Genomic DNA, 20,272 nt, shown 5'->3' with positions numbered 1-20,272 from the left:
GACTGACGCCCCCGTGGGTGCGGGTTTGGTCAGATTGATGCCACCACACCACGGAGGTAGCTCAGACATGGCACCGAACGACAGCGCACAGACCGAGCGGCCGGTTCGCGGCAGGGCGGCGCGGTACGCGGTCCCGGTCGCGGTGGCCGGAGTGGCGGCGGCGACCATCGGGCTCGTCCCGGCGCTCGCGGCGTCCGGTGACCCCGACCTGCCGAAGATCACCGCGCAGCAGCTCATCGAGAAGATGGCCGCGTCGGACGTCGAGCAGATGTCCGGCACCCTGAAGGTCAGCACGGACCTCGGACTGCCGTCGCTGGCGGGGCTGTCCGACCTGGCCGGCGGTGCCGGCGGGGACGGCGGCTCGGACGCCGCCGCGTCCGCCGAGCAGAAGCTGATGGAGCTGGCGTCGGGTACGCACACCCTGCGGGTCGCGGCCGACGGCCCCGACAAGCAGCGGCTGACGGTCGTCGACGGCAGCGACGAGTTCAGCGTGATCCACAACGGCAAGGACGCCTGGACGTACGACAGCAAGGCGGGCGAGGTCGTCCACTCGAAGGACGCCGACGGCGGCCCCGGCGCCGAGGGCCCGGACGACATCCCGGCCCTGCCGAAGGACTTCGCCGCACAGGCCCTGAAGGCGGTCGACCCGACGACGTCGGTGACCGTCGACGGCACGGCGCGGGTGGCCGGCCGGGACGCCTACCAGTTGGTCATCAAGCCCAAGCAGAGCGGTTCGACGATCGGTTCGATCAAGGTCGCGGTCGACGCGCAGAACGGCGTACCGCTGAAGTTCACGCTCACGCCCAGCTCGGGCGGGAAGGCGGTCGTCGACGCGGGCTTCACGAAGGTGGACTTCGCGAAGCCGGCCGCGTCCACCTTCGACTTCACCCCGCCGAAGGGCGCGAAGGTGACGGAGGAGGACGGGCCGGACGGCCTCGGCGGCCCCCACGCGAGCCCGAAGGGCCCCGAGGGCGAGGACCTGAAGGGACCGAAGGCGCCCGAGGGCCTGGAGGACCTCGACGCCATGGAGGGCTTCCCCGGGCTGAACGTCATCGGCGAGGGCTGGACCACCGTCGTCGAGCTCGGCGGCGCGGGGGAGCCGGGCACGGCGCCCGGCACGCCGTCCGGCAAGGCGCCCGCGAAGGGCGAGGAGGAGATGCCGGCCGACGCCCAGAAGTTCCTGGACTCCCTGGGCGACAAGGTGACCGGCACGTTCGGCTCGGGCACGGTCTTCAAGACCCGCCTGGTCAACGCCCTGATGACGGACGACGGCAAGGTCTACGTCGGCGCGGTCACGGAGAAGGCGCTGCTGGACGCGGCCAACAAGGCCGCCAAGTAGGCCCGTTCGACCTGACAGGTCGTGGGACGGCCCCCTCGGAGCTCCTGCTCCGAGGGGGCCGTCCTCGTCACGTCCTGTCCACGCCCGCGCCTCAGAAGGTCAGGCTGAAGCTGTTGATGTAACCCGTGTCGTACTGGGCCACGTCCTGGACACGCAGCTGCCAGGTGCCGTTGGCGGCCTCGCTGGACGCGTCCACGGTGTACGTCTCCAGGACGTTGTCCGCGGAGTCACTGCCGCTGGAGTTCTTCAGCCGGTACGCCGTGCCGTCCGGCGCGATCAGGTCGACTACCAGGTCACCGCGCCAGGTGTGGACGATGTCGACGCCGACCTTCAGGGTCGCCGGGGCGTTGCCCGTGCGGCCGGTGACGGAGACCGACGATGTGACGGCCGACCCGTTGTCGGGGATCGTGACGTCGGTGGTGTTCTGGTACGTGTCGCCCGTCGGCGGCTCGGTCGTCCCGGCCGACAGCGTCCAGATGCCGTGGGCGAGGGCGTCGCTGTTCCGGTCGAGCGCGGTGTCGTTGATGTTCGACGTCGTGTCGCAGGACGAGTGGTAGCAGCGGTCGAAGGCCTGGCCCGCCGTGCCGCCCCACTTCTGCGCCTGGGCGGCGGTCTTGGTGCGGCTGGCGCCGGTGAACAGCCCGCCGACCGGGATGCCGGCGTTCTTGAAGGACGCGTGGTCGGAGCGCCCGTCGCCCTCGGTCTCGATCTCGGTGGCGACGCCGATGCCGGCGAAGTAGTCCTTGAACGTCTTCTCGATGACCGGGTCGTCGTCGTAGACGAAGTAGCCGGGGTTCGGCGAGCCGATCATGTCGAAGTTCAGATAGCCCGAGACCTTGGCGCGGTCGGCGGTCGGCAGGTTGGCCACGTAGTGGCGGGAGCCGACCAGGCCCAGCTCCTCGGCGCCCCACCAGGCGAACCGCAGGTGCTTGGCGGGCTTGAAGCCGGCCCGTGAGACCGCGAGCGCGGTCTCCAGGACGGCCGCCGAGCCGGAGCCGTTGTCGTTGATACCGGGCCCGGAGGAGACCGAGTCCAGGTGGGCGCCGGCCATCAGCACCTGGTTGGTGTCACCGCCGGGCCAGTCCGCGACGAGGTTGTAGCCGGTGGTGCCGTTGTAGGTGAACTGCTGGACGGCGGTGGTGAATCCGGCGGCGTCCAGCTTGGCCTTCACGTAGTCGATGGACGCCTTGTAGCCGGGACGGCCGTGGGCCCGGTTGCCGCCGTTGGCGGAGGCGATCGACTGGAGCTGGGTGAGGTGCGCCTTGACGTTGGCGACCGGTATGTCGGGCGCGGCGGCCACCGTCGAGGTGGTGGTGCCGGCCGTCGGGGCCGCCGCGAGGGCGGCGGGGGCCGCGGTGGCCGTGGTGGCCAGCAGCCCGGCGACGGCGAGTGCGGCGGCCGTTGCGGCGCCGCGTCTGGATATGCCGGAGGCGGAGAGGCTCATGTGGGGGCTCCGAATTCCGTACGGGGATGGGACGGAACGTGCGAGCGCCCCGCGGCGGCGGTGCGGCGGGGCGTTGGAGCTGGTGGTGCGTTGAGCTGGAGGTGCGTTGAGCAGGTGACGCGGTGGAGCTGATGGTGCGTGACGTGTGCGTCGTGAATCGTGAGCCTCAATTGACCTACCGTCAAGGGCAGAATCCGGTCACTGGTGTTCGGATATCGGAATGCCGTCGGACGGGAGATCGCGGAATGGTCCATGCCGCGTGGCTCTTCGGGTACGGCCGTACCCGGCGGCCGGTCCGGCGGGCATGCTGACGGCATGTGGTCACTGGGGCACGGCACCGTGGAGGAACCCGCCGGGGTGTGGAACCGGCTGGTGGCCCTGGGCACGGTCGACGTGCTGGTCGCCACGCTCGGCCTGCTCGGTGTGCTGGGCCTGATCGTCTATCTGGGCAGGAGGAGGTAGCCGTGCACTTCGACCCCCTGCTCATCCTGGACGCCCTGCTGGTCGGGTTCATGCACGTGGCCGTGCGGCTGCTGTTCTTCCTGCTCGCCGTGATCACGGTCCTGATCGGCGCCCTCAGCCTGTGGTTCCGGATGGTCCGGCCCTCGGGCCCGGCACCGGGCGGGTCCGCGCGGGGGCGGGACCCGGACGACGTCGGCCTCGCCGGCTTCCGCTGGGACGCGGACGACGACGAGGCCTGAGGGGACGACGAGGCCTGAGGGCCACGGGGTGCGAGGGCCCGGCGCCTGCGGGGCTACTGCACGCAGAACTCGTTGCCCTCGGGGTCGGCCATGACGGTCCACTCGCCGCCGGGCTCCTTGACGTGCCGCAGCACGGACGCGCCCAGCCCCTCCAGGCGTACGACTTCGGCCTCCCGCCGTCCCGGGGCGGCGTGCACGTCGAGGTGGAGGCGGTTCTTCACGGTCTTCGGCTCCGGCACGCGCTGGAAGAGCAGCCGCCGGCCGAGGCCGGTGCCGGTCTCCTCCTCGTACGGGTCGTCCGGATGCCGGACGGCGACCAGATCCCGAAAGGCGCGGCGGCCGTGTGCCTCGACGGTCAGATCGGCCGGCAGGTGCCCCGCACCGAGCAGCCGCTCGATCAGCATGCTGTTGTCCTCGACCAGGTAGCCCAGCGCCTGCGCCCAGAAGTCCGCCTGGGCGTGCGGGTCGGCGGCGTCGATCACGAGTTTCCAGTGGAGCGTCGTCATGGACCGTTCCTATGGGGTGCGCGCGGGACCCGCAATCGGAATGCGCGATCCGCGACGCGGGTCACGTCAGACCCGCGGCGCCTCGGACTCGGCCCGCGCCTCGGACTCGGCCCGTCCATCGCGCTCGGCTCGTACGTCGCGCTCGGCCCGCGCCGCTCCCGTCTCCGCCACCGGGGCGGCGGCCTGCGCCCGTGCGGCCAGGGCCTGCGCCGCCACCCTGGTGCGGCGCGCGGTGCGCAGGGCGTCCCAGGTCAGGACCGTCAGGGCCAGCCACACCAGCGAGAAGCCCGCCCACCGCTCCGGCGGCATCGCCTCGTGGAAGTACAGGACGCCCAACAGGAACTGGAACACGGGCGCCAGGTACTGGAGCAGCCCCAGCGTCGACAGCGGTACCCGGATCGCCGCCGCGCCGAAGCACACCAGCGGGATCGCGGTCACCAGCCCGGCCGACGCGAGCAGCGCCATGTGGCCCACGCCCTGCGTGGCCAGCGTGGAGGAGCCCTGCGCCGTGAGCCACCCCAGGTACGCCACGGCCGGCAGGAACTGGATCGCGGTCTCGGCCGCGAGCGACTCCAGGCCGCCGAGCTCGACCTTCTTCTTGACCAGCCCGTACACGGCGAACGAGAACGCCAGCGTGAGCGAGATCCACGGCGGCCTGCCGTAGCCGATCGTCAGCACGACGACCGCGGCGAAGGCGATGCCGACGGCCGCCCACTGGGCGGGCCGCAGCCGTTCCTTCAGCAGGACGACGCCCATGGCGATGGTGACGAGCGGGTTGATGAAGTAGCCGAGCGACGACTCGACGACCTGGCCGGCGTTCACCGACCAGATGTAGAGGCCCCAGTTGACCGTGATCACCGAGGCGGCGATCGCGATGAGGCCCAGCTTGCGCGGCTGCCGCAGCAGCTCGGGTATCCAGGCCCACCGGCGCAGCACCAGCAGCGCCAGCCCGACGAACACCAGGGACCAGCCCATCCGGTGGGCGAGGATCTCCACCGCGCCCGCCGGCTTCAGCAGCGGCCAGAAGAGGGGCACGAGGCCCCACATGCCGTAGGCCCCGATCCCGTAGAGAAGTCCCGTCCGCAGTTCCCCGCCGCTCTTGGGTGCCACCCAGGCCCCCTTCCGTCCCGTCGTCACGCGCCCGCGCCGCCTTGTCGTCCTGTCGAAGAACGGTAGCGCCGCACGGAGGCGCTGTCATGCCCGTTTCGCCATACGGTCATGACGGCCCGGCGCCGGGCGGCACCGGGCCACGGGAGCGGCGTCAGGCCTGGTGACGCAGGGCCTCCGCCACGCTCTCCGCGAGCGGCGTCGTCGGGCGCCCGATGAGCCGGGCCAGGTCACCGCTCGTCCCGGCCAGCCGGCCGCGCGCGATCGCCCGGTCGACGTCGACGAGGATCGCGGCGAACGGCTCCGGCAGGCCGGTCAGGATCGCGAGGTGGGTCTCGGCGGGCACGTCGCTGTACGCGATGTCCCTGCCGGTCCGGCGGGCGATCTCCGCCGCGTATTCCGCGAACGACCATGCCGTGTCGCCGCTCAGCTCGTACGCCTTGCCGAGGTGGCCGTCCTGCGTCAGGACGGCGGCGGCCGCGGCGGCGTAGTCGGCGCGGGCCGCGGAGGCCACCCGGCCCTCGCCGGCGTTGGCCACGACCGCGCCGTGGGCCAGTACCGGGGCCAGGTTCTCGGTGTAGTTCTCGGTGTACCAGCCGTTGCGCAGGAAGGTGTACGGCAGGCCGGAGTCGAGGATGGCCCGCTCGGTGGCCCGGTGGTCGGCCGCCAGGTCGAAGTCCGCGTCCGGTCCGCCGAGGACACCGGTGTACGCGAGCTGGGCGACGCCCGCCGCCTTGGCCGCCGTGATCACCGCGGTGTGCTGCGGGATGCGCCGGCCGACCTCGTTGCCGGAGACCAGCAGGACGCGGTCGCCCGCCTCGAAGGCGTCGGCCAGGGTCTCGGGACGGTCGTAGTCGGCGACCCGCAGCTCGACGCCGCGCTCCGCGAGGTCGGCCGCCCTGGCCTTGTCGCGTACGACGGCGGCGATGCCGGCGGCGGGGGTGCCGCTGTCCAGCAGGGCCTCGACGACGAGGCGGCCGAGCTTTCCGGTCGCGCCGGTGACCACGATGCTCATGGGCTCTTCTCCGTTTCCGAGCGGGTGCCGATCGGGATTCCGAGCGGTCGAACACCGACGCTACGCGCAGCGCTAACTTTTCGTAAGTACCCACCTTGAAGTAAGGTACTGGCATGCCGGTAAGCGTAAAGCCCGACGTCGACGGGAAGCCCGACGTCCATGCCGCCCTCTGCCCGTCACGAGGGGTCCTGGAGCACGTCACCAGCCGCTGGGGCGTGCTGATCCTCGCCGCGCTGCTGGAGCGGCCGTACCGGTTCAGCGAGCTGCGCCGCGCCATCGGCGGCGTCAGCGAGAAGATGCTCGCCCAGACCCTCCAGACCCTGGAGCGCGACGGCTTCGTCCACCGCGACGCCCACCCCGTCATCCCGCCGCGCGTCGACTACTCGCTCACCGCCCTCGGCCGCGAGGCCGCCGAGCAGGTGTGGGCGCTCGCCCGCTGGTCCGAGCGGTCCGTGGAAGCCGTGGAGCGGGCGAGGCGGGCATACGACGAGGCCCGGTCCTGAACCACGTCAGGACCGGGCCTCGTACGGTACGGACCCCGCGGGTCAGCCGACGACCGTCCACGTGTCGTTGCCCGCGAGCAGCGCCGCGAGGTCGCCCTTGCCGTTCTGCTCGACGGCGGTGTCCAGCTGGTCCGCCATCTGCGTGTCGTACACCGGCCGCTCGACGCTGCGGAACACCCCGATCGGCGTGTGGTGCAGCGTGTCCGGGTCCGCCAGCCGCGACAGCGCGAACGCCGTCGTCGGCGACGCGGAGTGCGCGTCGTGCACCAGCACCCGCGCCTCGTTCTCCGGCGTCACGGCGACGACCTGGAGGTCACCGGTGAGCGGGTCGCGCACGACGCCCTTCGCGCTGTCCGGGCCGAAGCGGATCGGCCGGCCGTGCTCCAGGCGGATCACCGCCTCCTGGGCCTGCTCCTGGTCCTTCAGGATCTCGAAGGCGCCGTCGTTGAAGATGTTGCAGTTCTGGTAGATCTCGACGAACGCCGTGCCCGGGTGGTCGGCGGCCTGCCGCAGCACCTCCGTCAGGTGCTTGCGGTCCGAGTCGACCGTGCGCGCCACGAACGACGCCTCCGCGCCCAGCGCCAGCGACACCGGGTTGAAGGGCGCGTCCAGCGAGCCCATCGGCGTCGACTTGGTGATCTTGCCGACCTCGGAGGTGGGCGAGTACTGGCCCTTGGTCAGCCCGTAGATCCGGTTGTTGAACAGCAGGATCTTGAGGTTGACGTTGCGCCGCAGCGCGTGGATCAGGTGGTTGCCGCCGATGGACAGCGCGTCGCCGTCACCGGTCACCACCCAGACGCTCAGATCGCGGCGCGAGCTGGCCAGGCCCGTCGCGATGGCGGGCGCGCGGCCGTGGATGGAGTGCATCCCGTACGTGTTCATGTAGTACGGGAAGCGGGAGGAGCAGCCGATGCCGGAGACGAAGACGATGTTCTCCTTCGCCAGCCCGAGTTCGGGCATGAAGCCCTGCACGGCGGCGAGGATCGCGTAGTCACCGCAGCCGGGGCACCAGCGGACCTCCTGGTCGGACTTGAAGTCCTTCATGGACTGCTTGCCCTCGGCCCTGGGCACCAGGGCGAGCGCCCCGGTCGCACCGGCCACCCTGGTCGTCCCGTTCGCCTCAGTCATGGATGGCCTCCTTGAGAGCCTGCGCGAGCTGCTCGGCCTTGAACGGCATGCCGTTGATCTGGGTGTGGCTGACCGCGTCGACCAGGAACCTCGCCCGGACGAGCGTGGCGAGCTGGCCGAGGTTCATCTCGGGGATCACGACCTTCTCGTACCGCTTCAGCACCTCGCCGAGGTTGGCCGGGAACGGGTTGAGGTAGCGCAGGTGCGCCTGCGCGATCGGGTCGCCCGCCGCGCGCAGCCGCCGCACGGCCGCCGTGATCGGCCCGTACGTCGACCCCCAGCCGAGCACCAGGGTGCGGGCGGCGCCGTCCGGGTCGTCGACCTCCAGGTCGGGCACGGCGATCCCGTCGACCTTGGCCTGGCGGGTGCGGACCATGAAGTCGTGGTTGGCCGGGTCGTACGAGATGTTGCCCGTGCCGTCCTGCTTCTCGATGCCGCCGATCCGGTGCTCCAGGCCCGGCGTGCCCGGCAGGGCCCACGGGCGGGCCAGCGTCTCGGGATCGCGCTTGTACGGCCAGAACACGTCCGTGCCGTCGTCGAGCGTGTGGTTCGGGCCGGTGGCGAACGTGACGCTCAGGTCGGGCAGGTCGTCCGGGTCGGGGATGCGCCACGGCTCGGAGCCGTTGGCCAGATAGCCGTCCGACAGGAGGAACACCGGCGTCCGGTACGTGAGCGCGATCCGCGCGGCCTCCAGCGCCGCGTCGAAGCAGTCCGCGGGCGTCCGCGGCGCCACGATCGGCACCGGTGCCTCGCCGTTGCGCCCGTACATCGCCTGGAGCAGGTCCGCCTGCTCCGTCTTGGTCGGCAGACCGGTCGACGGGCCTCCGCGCTGGATGTCCACGATCAGCAGCGGCAGCTCCAGCGACACCGCGAGCCCGATCGTCTCCGACTTCAGGGCCACACCGGGCCCGGACGTCGTGGTCACGGCCAGCGAACCGCCGAAGGCCGCCCCCAGCGCTGCGCCGATGCCCGCGATCTCGTCCTCGGCCTGGAAGGTCCGCACGCCGAAGTTCTTGTGCCTGCTCAGCTCGTGCAGGATGTCCGAGGCCGGCGTGATCGGGTACGAACCCAGGTACAGCGGCAGGTCCGCCTGCCGGGACGCGGCGATCAGCCCGTAGGACAGCGCCAGGTTCCCGGAGATGTTGCGGTACGTGCCCGTCGGGAACGCGCTGATCGCCGGCGCCACCTCGTACGAGACCGCGAAGTCCTCGGTCGTCTCGCCGAAGTTCCAGCCCGCCCGGAACGCCGCCACGTTGGCCTCGGCGATCTCCGGCTTCTTCGCGAACTTCTGCCGCAGGAACTTCTCGGTGCCCTCGGTCGGCCGGTGGTACATCCACGACAGCAGCCCGAGCGCGAACATGTTCTTGGACCGCTCGGCCTCCTTGCGGGACAGGCCGAAGTCCTTCAGCGCCTCGACGGTCAGCGTCGTCAGCGGGACCGGGTGGACCCGGTAGCCGTCCAGCGAGCCGTCCTCCAGCGGCGACGTCTCGTACCCCACCTTCGCCATGGCGCGCTTGGCGAACTCGTCGGTGTTGACGATGATCTCGCCGCCGCGCGGCACATCGGCGATGTTCGCCTTCAGGGCCGCCGGATTCATCGCGACCAGCACGTTCGGCGCGTCGCCGGGGTCAGGATGTCGTGGTCGGCGAAGTGCAGCTGGAACGAGGAGACGCCCGGGAGCGTCCCGGCGGGGGCACGGATCTCGGCCGGGAAGTTCGGCAGCGTCGACAAGTCGTTCCCGAAGGACGCCGTCTCCGAGGTGAACCGGTCACCCGTCAGCTGCATGCCGTCCCCGGAGTCACCCGCGAAGCGGATGATCACCCGGTCCAGACGGCGGACTTCCTTCTCCGGCGCGCTCCGCCGCTCCGGGGCTCCCCGCTGCTCCCGGACCACGGCCTCGTCGCTACTGACCTGGCTGGTCACTGAACTGGACCTCCCTCGAGACAAGGGGTCTCCCCGCCGTCGGCGGGGGAACGCTCGGAAGACGGCCGGCCGACCGGTCGCTCCAACGCCCACCCTACGTCGGTAAGGGTTCCCTTCCCTGGACTTCTCACATGGTGGGCGCCTTTTCGAGACGCCCTTTCGTCCTGGAACATCATGCTTCGTCGCCCCCTGTGTTCCACCGGAACGGCACTCCCCGGTCGGTCTTTGGGCTTAGGGCCATCGGCGTAAGGCGACCCCGGGGCCGCATCGGGGCTCAGGTGTTGAGGTAGGTCAGCACCGCGAGTACCCGCCGATGATCGCCTTCACTCGGGGCCAGGCCGAGCTTCAGGAAGATGTTCCCGACGTGCTTCTCGACCGCCCCGTCGCTCACCACCAGCTCCCGCGCGATCGCCGCGTTCGTCCTGCCCTCGGCCATCAGACCGAGGACCTCCCGCTCGCGCGGCGTCAGCCCGGCGAGAACGTCCTGCCGGCGGCTTCTCCCCAGCAGCTGCGCCACCACCTCCGGGTCCAGCGCGGTACCCCCGCGCGCCACCCGCACCACCGCGTCGACGAACTCGCGGACGTCGGCCACCCGGTCCTTCAGCAGATAGCCCACCCCGCGGCTGCTCCCGGCCAGCAGCTCGGTCGCGTACCGCTCCTCCACGTACTGCGACAGCACCAGCACCCCGACCCCCGGGTGGTCCGCACGCAGCCGCACGGCCGCCCGCACCCCCTCGTCGGTGTGCGTCGGCGGCATCCGCACATCGGCCACGACGACGTCCGGCGGCGCCCCGTCGGCCGCCAGCCGGTCCACCGCCTTGAGCAGCGCGTCCCCGTCCCCCACACCGGCGACGACCTCATGTCCCCGGTCGCTCAGCAGCCGGGTCAGGCCCTCCCGCAGCAGCACCGAGTCCTCGGCGATGACCACCCGCACCCTGTCTCCCACGCCCCGTATCCCCCATCTCGACAGTCTCCGGCCAGCATCGCAGGCCAGAGCGCCGGATGGACCACAGAACAGGAAGAGAGAGACCACTTTCCGGCCAAGGACCGACGGGCGCCGGCGGCAGCCACGGTGACCGGCGGCCTCGGGCGGCCCGCCACGGGAGCGGTGACCGGCCCGCCTTCGGCAGCGGTGACCGGCGGCCTCGGGCGGCCCGCCACGGGAGCGGTGACCGGCCGCCTTCGGGAGCGGTGACCGGCGGCCTCGGGCGGCCCGCCACGGGAGCGGTGACCGGCCGCCTTCGGGAGCGGTGACCGGCAGCCTCAGGCGGCCCGCCACGACAGCGCTGACCGGCTGCCTTCGGCAGCGGTGACCGGCGGCCTCAGGCGGCCCGCCACGGCAGCTCGGCCGTCACCGTCGTGGGTCCACCGACGGGCGAGTGCACATCAAGAATCCCGTCCACCGCGTCCAGCCGCTCCGCGAGACCCGCCAGCCCACTGCCCCCGGCGACATCCGCTCCACCGCACCCGTCGTCCCGCACCTGCAGCAGCAACCGCTCCCCGCTCCGCCACACGTCCACCACGACGCGCGACGCCCGCGCATGCTTGGACACGTTCTGCAGCAGCTCGGAGACGGTGAAGTACGCGATCCCCTCGATCGCCGCCGCCGGCCGCTCCGGCAGATCAACCGTCACGGTCACCGGCGCCGTACACCGCGCGGCCAGCGCGGAGAGCGCCGCGTCCAGCCCCCGGTCGGTGAGCACGGCCGGGTGAATGCCCCGGGCCAGATCCCGCAGCTCCTGGAGCGCGAGCTTCACCTCGCCGTGCGCCTCCTCCACCATGCGCGCCGCGGCCTGCGGATCCTCGGCCAGCTTCTCCTTGGCCAGGCCCAGCTCCATGGCCAGCGCCACCAGCCGCGCCTGCGCCCCGTCGTGCAGGTCGCGCTCGATCCGCCGCAGATCCGCCGCGGCGGTGTCCACGACGACACCGCGGTCGGACTCCAGCTCCACCACCCGCGACGCCAGCGTCGAGGGGCCGAGCAGCCCGGCGACCAGCCCGCGGTCGACGGCGGTCAGCGCCCGCAGTACCCACGGCGTCACCAGCACCACGACCAGCCCGATGCCGCAGGTCACCGCCAGCTCGGTGGCCGAGTCGAGGACGACGCGGTGCGTCCGGTCGCCGTACAGCTGGATCCCGTCGACCCCCACGTACACCGGCAGCGTCCACCGCCACAGCGGATACGTGAACAGGGACCAGCCCGTCGTCCAGAAGACCACCGCCACCGTGAACGCGAAGACCGCCCACGGCATGTGCACCACCGCGTACAGGAAGTGCCGCCACGACACCCCGCTCTTCAGCACCGCGCCGACCCGGCCCGGCAGCCCGCTGCCCGGCTTCGCCCGCACCGGCTCCGGATCGCGCACGCGCGCTCCCAGCAGGGCCCGCGCCCGGGCCCGCTCGACCACGCCGAACCCCCGGCACATCGCCAGCCCCGCCGCCAGCACGGGGATCCCGACGAACGTGACGAGCAGCCCCGCCCCGAGCGCGACCGCGGTGATGGCGAGGGAGAAGTAGACGATGCTCAGCGGCAGGCTGAGCAGCAGGTGGCACAGCTCGCGCCAGGTACGCCCGGCCAGCGGTGCGCGCAGCGCGGAGGGGAGCGCCGGACGGGCCTCCGGCCGGTATGCCATGGCCATCAGTGCGTATCCGTTTCTGCCGACTCGGTCGTGGTCATGGCGCCCAGCCTGCCGGGCCCCGCCCGGGGCACGCCATGGGGTGCGTGGGTGAGGCACAGTAGGGATAACCCCACCTGAAGTGCGGCACCTGATTACCCGCGCTTTGCCAGGGCCTAGACTCCCGTGGGTACAGACCGCCGGATCGGCGCCCGTGGGGGCAGGAAGCGAGGGAGGGACGTGCCGGAACAGACCGCACTGGCGGCCGGCTACTTCCAGAGCTACTCGGTCGTCGGGCTGCTCGCCGTCATCGGCGTGCTCTTCGTGGCGGTCGCCTTCGCCGCGGGGCGGCTGCTGCGGCCCGTCGTGCCGACGCCGGAGAAACTCCTCACCTACGAGTGCGGTGTCGACCCGGTCGGGGAGGGCTGGGCCCACACCCAGGTCCGCTATTACGTGTACTCCTTCCTCTACGTCATCTTCGCGGTCGACTCGATCTTCCTGTTCCCGTGGGCGACGGTGTTCGCCGCGGCGGGATACGGCGCGACCACACTGGTCGAGATGTTCCTGTTCCTCGGCTTCCTGGCCGTGGGACTGCTCTACGCGTACAAGAAGGGCGTCCTGACATGGACGTGACTCCCGGCGCCACCCCCGAGCCGGTGACCTCGGAGCAGGCCGCCGCCCCGGCGCCCGTGCTCCTGCCCGAGCCGAAGCGGCTGGGCGTGCTGTCACGGCTGGCGCCCGAACCGATGAAGGTGGTCCTGAACTGGGGCCGCCGCTACAGCCTGTGGGTCTTCAACTTCGGCCTGGCCTGCTGCGCCATCGAGTTCATCGCCGCTTCGATGGCCCGGCACGACTTCATCCGCCTCGGCGTGATCCCCTTCGCGCCCGGGCCCCGCCAGGCCGACCTGATGGTCGTCTCCGGCACGGTCACCGACAAGATGGCCCCCGCCGTGAAGCGCCTGTACGAGCAGATGCCGGAGCCGAAGTACGTCATCTCCTTCGGCGCCTGCTCCAACTGCGGCGGGCCCTACTGGGACTCGTACTCCGTCACCAAGGGCGTCGACCAGATCATCCCCGTCGACGTCTACGTGCCGGGCTGCCCGCCGCGTCCCGAGGCGCTGCTCCAGGGCATCCTCAAGCTCCAGGAGAAGATCGCCCGCGAGTCGCTGCACGAGCGCTACGGCCACGGCGGGACCTCCCGCCCGTCGACCGCCGCACTCCGCAGCGGCCTCGTCACGCCGCCGCCGGCACCGGAAACGGCCCAGGGGGGAGACAAGCGATGAACACGCCCACCCCCGACGCCCCCGACTTCGACACCCTGCCGGACCACGTCACCGAGGTCTTCGGCGCCGACGCCACGGCCGAGCGCACCTACGACCTCCTGACCGTCGACGTCCCGGCCGCCTCCTGGACCGCCGCGCTCGAAACCGCCCGCGACCGGCTGGGCTGCACCTACTTCGACTGGCTCAGCGCCGTCGACGAGCCCGGCACCGGCTTCCGCGTCTGCGCGCACGTCGCAGCCCTGGACAACCCGGGGGTGCGCCGCCTCATGCTGCGCACCACCGTCCCGCACACCGCGCCGACCCTGCCCACCGCGGTCGGTGTGTACGCGGGCGCCGCCTGGCACGAGCGCGAGACGCACGAGATGTTCGGCATCGCCTTCGAGGGCCATCCCCACCTGGTCCACCTCCTCCTCCCGGAGAACTTCGAGGGCCACCCCCTGCGCAAGGACTTCGTCCTGGCCGCCCGCGTGGCCAAGGCGTGGCCGGGCGCCAAGGAGCCGGGCGAGTCCGAGCACGGCGGCCCCAAGCGGCGCCAGATGCTGCCGCCGGGCGTCCCCGACCCGAACGAGTGGGGCCCCCTCAAGGGCCAGCTGCCCCCCGCCCCGGCCCGCCCCGCGCGCGCCGCGGCGGGCGAGCGCCCCGTCCGCCGCGCCCGCACCGCCGGCGAGGGCTCCGCGAGCCAGACCGCCGAGGGCACCGCCCCACCCCGCCGCGCCCGCACCGCCGCCGCGGGTTCGGCCAGCCAGACCGCCGAGGGCACGGCCCCGCCCCGCCGCGCCCGCACCGCCGGCGAGGGCTCCGCGAGCCAGACCGCCGAGGGCACGGCCCCGCCCCGCCGCGCCCGCACCGCCGGCGAGGGCTCCGCGAGCCAGACCGCCGAGGGCACGGCCCCGCCGCGCCGCGCCCGCACCGCCGGCGAGGGCTCCGCGAGCCAGACCGCCGAGGGCACGGCCCCGCCCCGCCGCGCCCGCACCGCCGGCGAGGGCTCCGCGAGCCAGACCGCCGAGGGCACGGCCCCGCCGCGCCGCGCCCGCACCGCCGGCGAGGGCTCCGCGAGCCAGACCGCCGAGGGCACGGCCCCGCCCCGCCGCGCCCGCACCGCCGGCGAGGGCTCCGCGAGCCAGACCGCCGAGGGCACGGCCCCGCCCCGCCGCGCCCGCACCGCCGGCGAGGGTTCGGCCAGCCAGCGCGCGACGGACGCTCCCGCACCCGCGCGCCGCGACCGCACGTCGAGCGAGGGCTCGGCCTCCCAACGCCCCCGCACCACGGACGCCCCCTGGAACAACCCCCGCCCAGCCTTCGACGACGCCGAACCGCAGCCGACCCCGGAGGCGGCACCCGCACCGGAGGCAGCGGCTGCCCCCGAGACGGCGCCCGCGCCGAAGCCGGCACCTGAGGCGGCGCCCGCACCGAAGCCGGCACCCGAGGCGGCGCCAGCACCGGAGCCGGCACCTGAGGCGGCGCCCGCGCCGAAGCCGGCCGCGGAGGCGGTGGCTGCACCGGAGCCGGCACCCGAGGCGGCGCCCGCGCCGGAGCCGGCCGCGGAGGCGGTGGCCGCGCCGGAGCCAGCACCCGAAGCGGCGGCTGCACCAGGAGCGGCGGCCGCGCAGGCACCCACGCCGGAGGCGAAGCCCACCCCCGAGCAGCGGCCCGCAGCCGATCCGGAGCCCGCAACCGAGCCGACCCCGGCTCCGGAGGCGACCCCGGCTCCGGAGGCGAAGCCGACGCCCGAGCCGGAGCCGACCGCTGGGCCGGAGCCGACCGCTGGGCCGGAGCCGACCGCTGGGCCGGAGCCGACCGCTGGGCCGGAGCCGACCGCTGGGCCGGAGCCGACCGCTGGGCCGGAGCCGACCGCTGGGCCGGCGGCCGAGCAGACTCCTGAGCCGGCCGCCGAACCGACCGACTCCGCTCCCGCCCCCGCAGCAGACTCCACGCCCACCACCGACTCCACCCCCGCCCCCGCGCAGGACAACGAGTCCGGTGACGAGCGCCGACGCCCCGAAGGAGACGCGTGAACGACGTACTCGACGTCGCCCTCCGCCTGGTCGTCGTCTTCGCCCTGTTCCTGACGCTGCCCCTGGTGATCGGTCAGACGGAGCACAAGGTGATGGCCCATATGCAGGGCCGTCTCGGGCCCATGTACGCGGGCGGCTTCCACGGCTGGGCCCAGCTCGTCGCCGACGGCGTGAAGTTCGCGCAGAAGGAGGACGTGGTCCCGGCCAACGCCGACCGCCGCATCTTCCAGCTCGCGCCCGCCATAGCGCTCCTCCCGTACCTCCTCGTCCTCGTCGCCATCCCGATCGGCCCGAGCGAGGGCGCGGTCGGTGTGGTGGTCGACGCCGGCATCTTCTTCGTGCTCGCCGTCATGGGCGTCGGCGTGCTCGGTTCGCTCATGGCCGGCTGGGCGTCGGCCAACAAGTTCTCCCTCCTCGGCGGCCTCCGCACCGCCGCACAGCTCCTCGCGTACGAGCTGCCCATGCTGCTCGCCGCCGCGTCCGTCGCCATGGCGGCCGGCACGGTCTCCATCCCCGGCATCGTGAACGCCTTCGAGTGGTGGTGGCTGCCCTGGCAGATCACCGGGGCCCTGGTCTTCTTCATCGCCGGCCTCGCCGAACTCCAGCGCCCGCCCTTCGACATGCCGGTCGCCGACTCGGAGATCATCTTCGGCGCGTACACCGAGTACACCGGCCTGCGCTTCGCGCTGTTCCTGCTCGCGGAGTACGCCGGCATCGTCATCCTGTGCGGTCTGACCACCGTCCTCTTCCTCGGAGGCTGGCACGGCCCGTTCGGGGCCGAAGGCCTCGGCTGGGTGTGGACCCTGCTCAAGACGGCCGTGCTCGCCTTCGTCGTGATCTGGCTCCGAGTGAGCTACCCGCGCCTGCGCGAGGACCAGCTGCAGAAGCTCGCCTGGACCACGCTCGTCCCCCTCGCACTCGCCCAGATCGCCCTCACCGGCATCGTCAAGGTGGTGATCCAGTAACCATGGCGCCCTTCCCCGGCTCCGGCCTCGCCAAAGGCCTGGCCGTCACCCTCCGCACGATGACGAAGAAGACCGTCACCGCGCAGTACCCCGATGTCCAGCCCGAACTGCCGCCCCGCACCCGCGGCGTCATCGGCCTGTTCGAGGAGAACTGCACGGTCTGCATGCTGTGCGCCCGCGAGTGCCCCGACTGGTGCATCTACATCGACTCCCACAAGGAGACGGTCCCGGCCGCCACCCCGGGCGGCCGCGAGCGCAGCCGCAACGTCCTCGACCGGTTCGCGATCGACTTCTCGCTCTGCATGTACTGCGGTATCTGCATCGAGGTCTGTCCTTTCGACGCGCTGTTCTGGTCGCCGGAATTCGAGTACGCGGAGACCGACATCCGCGACCTCACCCACGAGCGGGACAAGCTCCGCGAGTGGATGTGGACGGTGCCGGAACCGCCCGCCCTCGACGCGCGCGCCGAGGAGCCCAAGGAGGTCGGCGCCGCCCGCAAGGCGGCCGACAAGCTCGCCGCCGAACAGGCCGCCGCCCAGGAGGCCCAGCCCGCCGAGGCCCCGGCCGCACCCGGCGCCCCCACCGCACCCGGCGGTCCCGCCGCGCCCAGCAGCCCCACCACGCCCGGCGCCCCCACCGCACCCGGCGGTCCCGCCGCGCCCAGCAGCCCCACCACGCCCGGCGCCCCCACCGCACCCGGCGGTCCCGCCGCGCCCAGCAGCCCCACCACGCCCGGCGGTCCCGCCGCGCCGGACGGTCCCGCCGCACCCGGCGGTACTGCCCCGACCGACACCCCACCCGAGGGAGGCACCGCATGACGCTCGCCGCCGGCGGCTTCCTGTCGCCCACCGGCGTGGAGATCGCGTTCCTCCTCGTCGGCCTCGTCACCCTCGGCGCGGCCCTGGTCACCGTCACCACCCGTCAGCTGGTGCACGCCGCCCTCTGGCTGGTCGTGGCACTCGGCGGCATCGCCGTCGAGTACCTGCTCCTCACGGCCGAGTTCATCGCCTGGGTCCAGGTACTGATCTACGTCGGATCCGTCGTCGTCCTCCTCCTCTTCGGCCTCATGCTCACCAAGGCCCCCATCGGCCGCTCCCCGGACGCCGACTCCGGCAACCGCCCGGCCGCCCTGGTCGTGGCCGTCGCCGCCGCGGCCGCCCTGGTGTGGGTCGTCGTCGACGCCTTCCGTACCACCTGGATCGACCTGGACGGGCCCGCCCAGGGCTCCACGCGGGTGTCCGGCGAGATCCTCTTCCGGCACTGGGTGCTGCCGTTCGAAGCGCTCTCCGTCCTCCTCCTGGCCGCCCTCGTCGGCGCGATCATCCTGTCCCGCAGGAACGCCTCGGCAGGGGCCACCGACCAGGAGGGCACCCGCTGATGCACCTCGCCTATCCGGCCGTCCTCGCCGTCCTGCTCTTCTGCACCGGCCTGTACGGCGTCCTCGCCCGCCGCAACGCGATCCTGGTCCTGATGTCCGTCGAGCTGATGCTCAACGCCGTCAACCTCAACCTGGTCGCCTTCGACGTCTGGCTCCGCGACACCCTGCACGCCGGCCAGGCGCTGACCCTCTTCACCATCGCCATCGCCGCCGCCGAGATCGGCATCGGCCTGGCGATCGTGCTGATGGTCTACCGCAGCCGCGGCACCGCCGACATCGACAAGCTCCGCGACAACGCCGAGACCGCCGCCCCCGCCGGGGCGCCCGACGAGAAGACCGGCAAGAAGGCTGAGGCCACCGCGTGACCACCACGACCCTCGCCGTCCTCGTACCCCTCCTTCCGTTCCTGGGCGCCGCGGCCGGACTCCTCCTCGGCCGCACCGCGCCCGGCTTTGTCCGCCCCCTGGCCGTCCTGCCGACGCTCGCCGCGCTCGTGCTCGCCGTGCTCGTCGCCGTCGACCAGGGCGGCGACCGGGCCATCGACGCCGCCACCCGGCTCACCCCCACCGGCTCCGTCCCGGTCGAGCTGGCCCTGCACATCGACGGCTTCGCCGCCCTGGCCGCCGTCCTCGTCGGCGTCGTCGCCTCCTGCGTGCAGATCTACTCCACCGGCTACCTGCGCGACGACCCGCGCTACCCCTCCTACGCGGCGCTCGTCTCCCTGTTCACCTCCGCGATGCTGCTCGTCGTCTACTCCGGCGACCTGATGGTGCTGCTGGTCGGCTGGGAGATCATGGGCATCTGCTCGTACTTCCTCGTCGGCCACTACTGGGAGACCCCCGAGGCCCGGTCCGCCTCTCTCAAGGCGTTCCTCGTCACCAAGCTCGGCGACGTCCCGTTCCTCATCGGTCTGTTCGCCCTGGCCGCCGACGCCGGCACGTTCCGGATCACCGGGATCCTCGGCTCCGTCGCCGCCGGTGGCATCGACCACCCCACCCTCGTGGCGCTGCTCCTCCTCGCGGGTGTCGCGGGCAAGTCGGCGCAGTTCCCGCTGCACACCTGGCTCCCCGACGCGATGGCCGGCCCCACGCCGGTCTCCGCGCTCATCCACGCCGCGACGATGGTCGCCGCCGGTGTCTACTTCATCGCGCGTCTCCTCCCCGTCTTCGCCGCCTCCGCGGCCGCCATGACCGTGCTCGCCGTGATGGCCGCCGTCACGATGGTCGGTTCGGGCCTCGCCGCGCTCGCCCAGGACGACATCAAGCGCGTCCTCGCCTACTCGACCATCGGCCAGCTCGGCTACATGTCCGGCGCCCTCGCCGTCGGCGACCGCGGTGCCGCCGTCTTCCACCTCCTCTCGCACGGCGCGTTCAAGGCCCTGCTGTTCCTCGCCGCCGGCGTGATCATCCACGCCGCCGGAACGAACTCCCTGGCCGCCATGTCCCGCATGAGCGGCCTCGCCCGGCGCATCCCCGACGCGTACTGGACGATGACGGTCGCCCTGCTCGCGCTCGCCGCCATCCCGCCCTTCGCCGGCTTCTTCTCCAAGGAAGCCGTCCTGGTCGCCGCCGAGCACACCGCACTCGGCGACCGGGACGTCGCCCCTGCGGGCGCCGGCTGGATCGTCCTCGTCGCGGGCCTGATCACCGCCCTCCTCACCGCCGCCTACGCGACGCGCCTGTGGCTGCTCGCCTTCCGGGGTCGGGGCGCCGAGGCCCCCGACCACGGGCGCGAGCCCCTCGCCATGAACACGGTCCTGTGGGTGCTCGCCATCCCCTCCCTCGCCTTCGGCCTGACCGTCACCACCCTCGACGACTGGTTCGACGGCAACGCCCTCACCCCGACCGTCACCACCGCGGTCCTGGGCACCGGCATCGCCCTCGTCGGCGCCCTCGTCACCTACGCGGCCTGGCGCACCACCACCGCCCGCGCCGCTCGCGTGCCCCTGGGCGCCGTCGCCGCGCACCCCGAGGCCGAACCCGCCGTCTCCGAGGCGGAGGCCATCGCCACCCACACCCCCGCCTACGGCGACATCGCCTCGGCACCGGATCCCGCCGACCCCGGACGCCTGCTGCTCGGCCCCCTGCACCGGCACGCAGCCGCCGGCTTCCACCTCGACGCCCTCTACCACGCCCTGTTCGTGCGCCCGGTCCTGGGCGGGGCCTCCCTGGTCCGCTTCCTGGACCGCGAGGTCGTCGAGACGTACGTACGCGGAGCCGGCACCGCCACCGGACTGCTCGGCGCCGCCGTCCGCCGCGCCCAGACCGGCAACGTGCAGACCTACCTCAGCGTCCTGCTCGCCGGCTCCGTCGTCCTGGCGGTCACCGCCGTCCTCGTCGCCGCCGGAGCGTGA

19 protein-coding genes and 1 pseudogene are annotated in these 20,272 nt (G+C 72.8%); 12 read left to right on the top strand and 8 right to left on the bottom strand.

Annotated features, from left to right (window positions below; translation table 11 throughout):
- The first annotated feature begins 67 nt into the window (after positions 1–67).
- Positions 68–1,339 (top strand): LolA family protein, encoded by a 1,272-nt coding sequence (locus ABEB09_RS12950; protein ID WP_345690040.1) that lies wholly within the window; start codon positions 68–70, stop codon positions 1,337–1,339.
- Positions 1,340–1,430: 91 nt separating this feature from the next.
- Here the strand turns inward: ABEB09_RS12950 and ABEB09_RS12945 are convergent, their stop codons facing one another.
- Positions 1,431–2,783, bottom strand: coding sequence for a M28 family metallopeptidase (locus ABEB09_RS12945; protein WP_345690039.1), 1,353 nt, complete (start codon positions 2,781–2,783; stop codon positions 1,431–1,433).
- Positions 2,784–3,098: 315 nt separating this feature from the next.
- On the opposite strand from ABEB09_RS12945, the gene ABEB09_RS12940 reads away from it, so the two are divergent.
- A complete protein-coding gene (locus ABEB09_RS12940) occupies positions 3,099–3,245 on the top strand; it encodes a hypothetical protein (protein WP_345690038.1) in 147 nt (48 codons plus the stop codon).
- Between the two features lie 2 nt (positions 3,246–3,247).
- Entirely contained in the window at positions 3,248–3,484 is a 237-nt protein-coding gene (locus ABEB09_RS12935) for a hypothetical protein (RefSeq protein ID WP_345690037.1), read from the top strand.
- A gap of 53 nt (positions 3,485–3,537) precedes the next feature.
- Here the strand turns inward: ABEB09_RS12935 and ABEB09_RS12930 are convergent, their stop codons facing one another.
- The 3 genes from ABEB09_RS12930 to ABEB09_RS12920 form a co-directional block, all read right to left on the bottom strand.
- On the bottom strand, positions 3,538–3,990 hold the full coding sequence (locus ABEB09_RS12930; RefSeq protein WP_345690036.1) for a VOC family protein: 453 nt from the start codon (positions 3,988–3,990) through the stop codon (positions 3,538–3,540).
- A gap of 66 nt (positions 3,991–4,056) precedes the next feature.
- Complete coding sequence (gene rarD, locus ABEB09_RS12925) at positions 4,057–5,037, bottom strand: EamA family transporter RarD (RefSeq protein WP_345693922.1); 981 nt, start codon at positions 5,035–5,037, stop codon at positions 4,057–4,059.
- Positions 5,038–5,251: 214 nt separating this feature from the next.
- A complete protein-coding gene (locus ABEB09_RS12920; RefSeq protein WP_345690035.1) occupies positions 5,252–6,112 on the bottom strand; it encodes an SDR family oxidoreductase in 861 nt (286 codons plus the stop codon).
- 113 nt (positions 6,113–6,225) lie between these two features.
- Between ABEB09_RS12920 and ABEB09_RS12915 the strand changes: the two genes are divergently transcribed.
- Entirely contained in the window at positions 6,226–6,615 is a 390-nt protein-coding gene (locus ABEB09_RS12915) for a winged helix-turn-helix transcriptional regulator (protein WP_345690034.1), read from the top strand.
- 42 nt (positions 6,616–6,657) lie between these two features.
- On the opposite strand, the gene ABEB09_RS12910 is transcribed toward ABEB09_RS12915, so the two are convergent.
- From ABEB09_RS12910 to ABEB09_RS12895, 4 genes and pseudogenes are all read right to left on the bottom strand, one after another.
- Entirely contained in the window at positions 6,658–7,743 is a 1,086-nt protein-coding gene (locus ABEB09_RS12910; protein ID WP_345690033.1) for a 2-oxoacid:ferredoxin oxidoreductase subunit beta, read from the bottom strand.
- Positions 7,736–9,666: pseudogene (locus tag ABEB09_RS12905) on the bottom strand (2-oxoacid:acceptor oxidoreductase subunit alpha). Before ABEB09_RS12905 ends, ABEB09_RS12910 begins: the two are co-directional and overlap by 8 nt.
- Positions 9,667–9,940: 274 nt before the next feature.
- The gene (locus ABEB09_RS12900; protein ID WP_345690032.1) at positions 9,941–10,612 is read right to left on the bottom strand and encodes a response regulator transcription factor; all 672 of its coding nucleotides are present in this window, start codon (positions 10,610–10,612) and stop codon (positions 9,941–9,943) included.
- 376 nt (positions 10,613–10,988) lie between these two features.
- Entirely contained in the window at positions 10,989–12,302 is a 1,314-nt protein-coding gene (locus ABEB09_RS12895; protein WP_345690031.1) for a sensor histidine kinase, read from the bottom strand.
- Positions 12,303–12,518: 216 nt separating this feature from the next.
- On the opposite strand from ABEB09_RS12895, the gene ABEB09_RS12890 reads away from it, so the two are divergent.
- The 8 genes from ABEB09_RS12890 to ABEB09_RS12855 are packed head-to-tail and all read left to right on the top strand — an operon-like array spanning position 12,519 to position 20,272.
- Complete coding sequence (locus ABEB09_RS12890) at positions 12,519–12,911, top strand: NADH-quinone oxidoreductase subunit A (protein ID WP_345690030.1); 393 nt, start codon at positions 12,519–12,521, stop codon at positions 12,909–12,911.
- Positions 12,902–13,561 carry an NADH-quinone oxidoreductase subunit B gene (locus tag ABEB09_RS12885; RefSeq protein ID WP_345690029.1) on the top strand — a complete coding sequence of 220 codons (660 nt, stop codon included), beginning with the start codon at positions 12,902–12,904 and terminating at the stop codon, positions 13,559–13,561. Before ABEB09_RS12890 ends, ABEB09_RS12885 begins: the two co-directional genes overlap by 10 nt.
- The gene (locus ABEB09_RS12880; protein WP_425580047.1) at positions 13,558–15,576 is read left to right on the top strand and encodes an NADH-quinone oxidoreductase subunit C; all 2,019 of its coding nucleotides are present in this window, start codon (positions 13,558–13,560) and stop codon (positions 15,574–15,576) included. Before ABEB09_RS12885 ends, ABEB09_RS12880 begins: the two co-directional genes overlap by 4 nt.
- Positions 15,573–16,541: a complex I subunit 1/NuoH family protein gene (locus ABEB09_RS12875; protein WP_345690028.1), complete on the top strand. Its 969-nt coding sequence runs from the start codon at positions 15,573–15,575 to the stop codon at positions 16,539–16,541. The genes ABEB09_RS12880 and ABEB09_RS12875 overlap by 4 nt, the downstream gene beginning before the upstream one ends.
- A gap of 2 nt (positions 16,542–16,543) precedes the next feature.
- Positions 16,544–17,359 carry a NuoI/complex I 23 kDa subunit family protein gene (locus ABEB09_RS12870; RefSeq protein ID WP_345690027.1) on the top strand — a complete coding sequence of 272 codons (816 nt, stop codon included), beginning with the start codon at positions 16,544–16,546 and terminating at the stop codon, positions 17,357–17,359.
- Positions 17,356–17,919: an NADH-quinone oxidoreductase subunit J family protein gene (locus ABEB09_RS12865; RefSeq protein ID WP_345690026.1), complete on the top strand. Its 564-nt coding sequence runs from the start codon at positions 17,356–17,358 to the stop codon at positions 17,917–17,919. Before ABEB09_RS12870 ends, ABEB09_RS12865 begins: the two co-directional genes overlap by 4 nt.
- Positions 17,919–18,284 (top strand): NADH-quinone oxidoreductase subunit NuoK, encoded by a 366-nt coding sequence (gene nuoK / locus ABEB09_RS12860; RefSeq protein ID WP_345690025.1) that lies wholly within the window; start codon positions 17,919–17,921, stop codon positions 18,282–18,284. Before ABEB09_RS12865 ends, nuoK begins: the two co-directional genes overlap by 1 nt.
- Positions 18,281–20,272: an NADH-quinone oxidoreductase subunit 5 family protein gene (locus tag ABEB09_RS12855; protein WP_345690024.1), complete on the top strand. Its 1,992-nt coding sequence runs from the start codon at positions 18,281–18,283 to the stop codon at positions 20,270–20,272. The genes nuoK and ABEB09_RS12855 overlap by 4 nt, the downstream gene beginning before the upstream one ends.

The sequence above is a fragment of the Streptomyces coeruleoprunus genome, from assembly GCF_039542925.1.
GTDB classification, from domain to species: domain Bacteria; phylum Actinomycetota; class Actinomycetes; order Streptomycetales; family Streptomycetaceae; genus Streptomyces; species Streptomyces coeruleoprunus.
The sequence above is the reverse complement of the archived record's forward strand: the minus strand, read 5'-3'. Positions and strand labels throughout refer to the sequence as shown.

What these genes read in the sequence shown, in the direction of transcription:
- ABEB09_RS12950 (WP_345690040.1), top strand. Translation starts at nt 68, where the DNA reads ATGGCACCGAACGACAGCGCACAGACCGAGCGGCCGGTTCGCGGCAGG.
- ABEB09_RS12945 (WP_345690039.1), bottom strand. Translation starts at nt 2,783, where the DNA reads ATGAGCCTCTCCGCCTCCGGCATATCCAGACGCGGCGCCGCAACGGCC.
- ABEB09_RS12940 (WP_345690038.1), top strand. Translation starts at nt 3,099, where the DNA reads ATGTGGTCACTGGGGCACGGCACCGTGGAGGAACCCGCCGGGGTGTGG.
- ABEB09_RS12930 (WP_345690036.1), bottom strand. Translation starts at nt 3,990, where the DNA reads ATGACGACGCTCCACTGGAAACTCGTGATCGACGCCGCCGACCCGCAC.
- rarD (WP_345693922.1), bottom strand. Translation starts at nt 5,037, where the DNA reads ATGTGGGGCCTCGTGCCCCTCTTCTGGCCGCTGCTGAAGCCGGCGGGC.
- ABEB09_RS12920 (WP_345690035.1), bottom strand. Translation starts at nt 6,112, where the DNA reads ATGAGCATCGTGGTCACCGGCGCGACCGGAAAGCTCGGCCGCCTCGTC.
- ABEB09_RS12915 (WP_345690034.1), top strand. Translation starts at nt 6,226, where the DNA reads ATGCCGGTAAGCGTAAAGCCCGACGTCGACGGGAAGCCCGACGTCCAT.
- ABEB09_RS12910 (WP_345690033.1), bottom strand. Translation starts at nt 7,743, where the DNA reads ATGACTGAGGCGAACGGGACGACCAGGGTGGCCGGTGCGACCGGGGCG.
- ABEB09_RS12895 (WP_345690031.1), bottom strand. Translation starts at nt 12,302, where the DNA reads ATGGCCATGGCATACCGGCCGGAGGCCCGTCCGGCGCTCCCCTCCGCG.
- ABEB09_RS12885 (WP_345690029.1), top strand. Translation starts at nt 12,902, where the DNA reads ATGGACGTGACTCCCGGCGCCACCCCCGAGCCGGTGACCTCGGAGCAG.
- ABEB09_RS12880 (WP_425580047.1), top strand. Translation starts at nt 13,558, where the DNA reads ATGAACACGCCCACCCCCGACGCCCCCGACTTCGACACCCTGCCGGAC.
- ABEB09_RS12870 (WP_345690027.1), top strand. Translation starts at nt 16,544, where the DNA reads ATGGCGCCCTTCCCCGGCTCCGGCCTCGCCAAAGGCCTGGCCGTCACC.
- ABEB09_RS12865 (WP_345690026.1), top strand. Translation starts at nt 17,356, where the DNA reads ATGACGCTCGCCGCCGGCGGCTTCCTGTCGCCCACCGGCGTGGAGATC.
- nuoK (WP_345690025.1), top strand. Translation starts at nt 17,919, where the DNA reads ATGCACCTCGCCTATCCGGCCGTCCTCGCCGTCCTGCTCTTCTGCACC.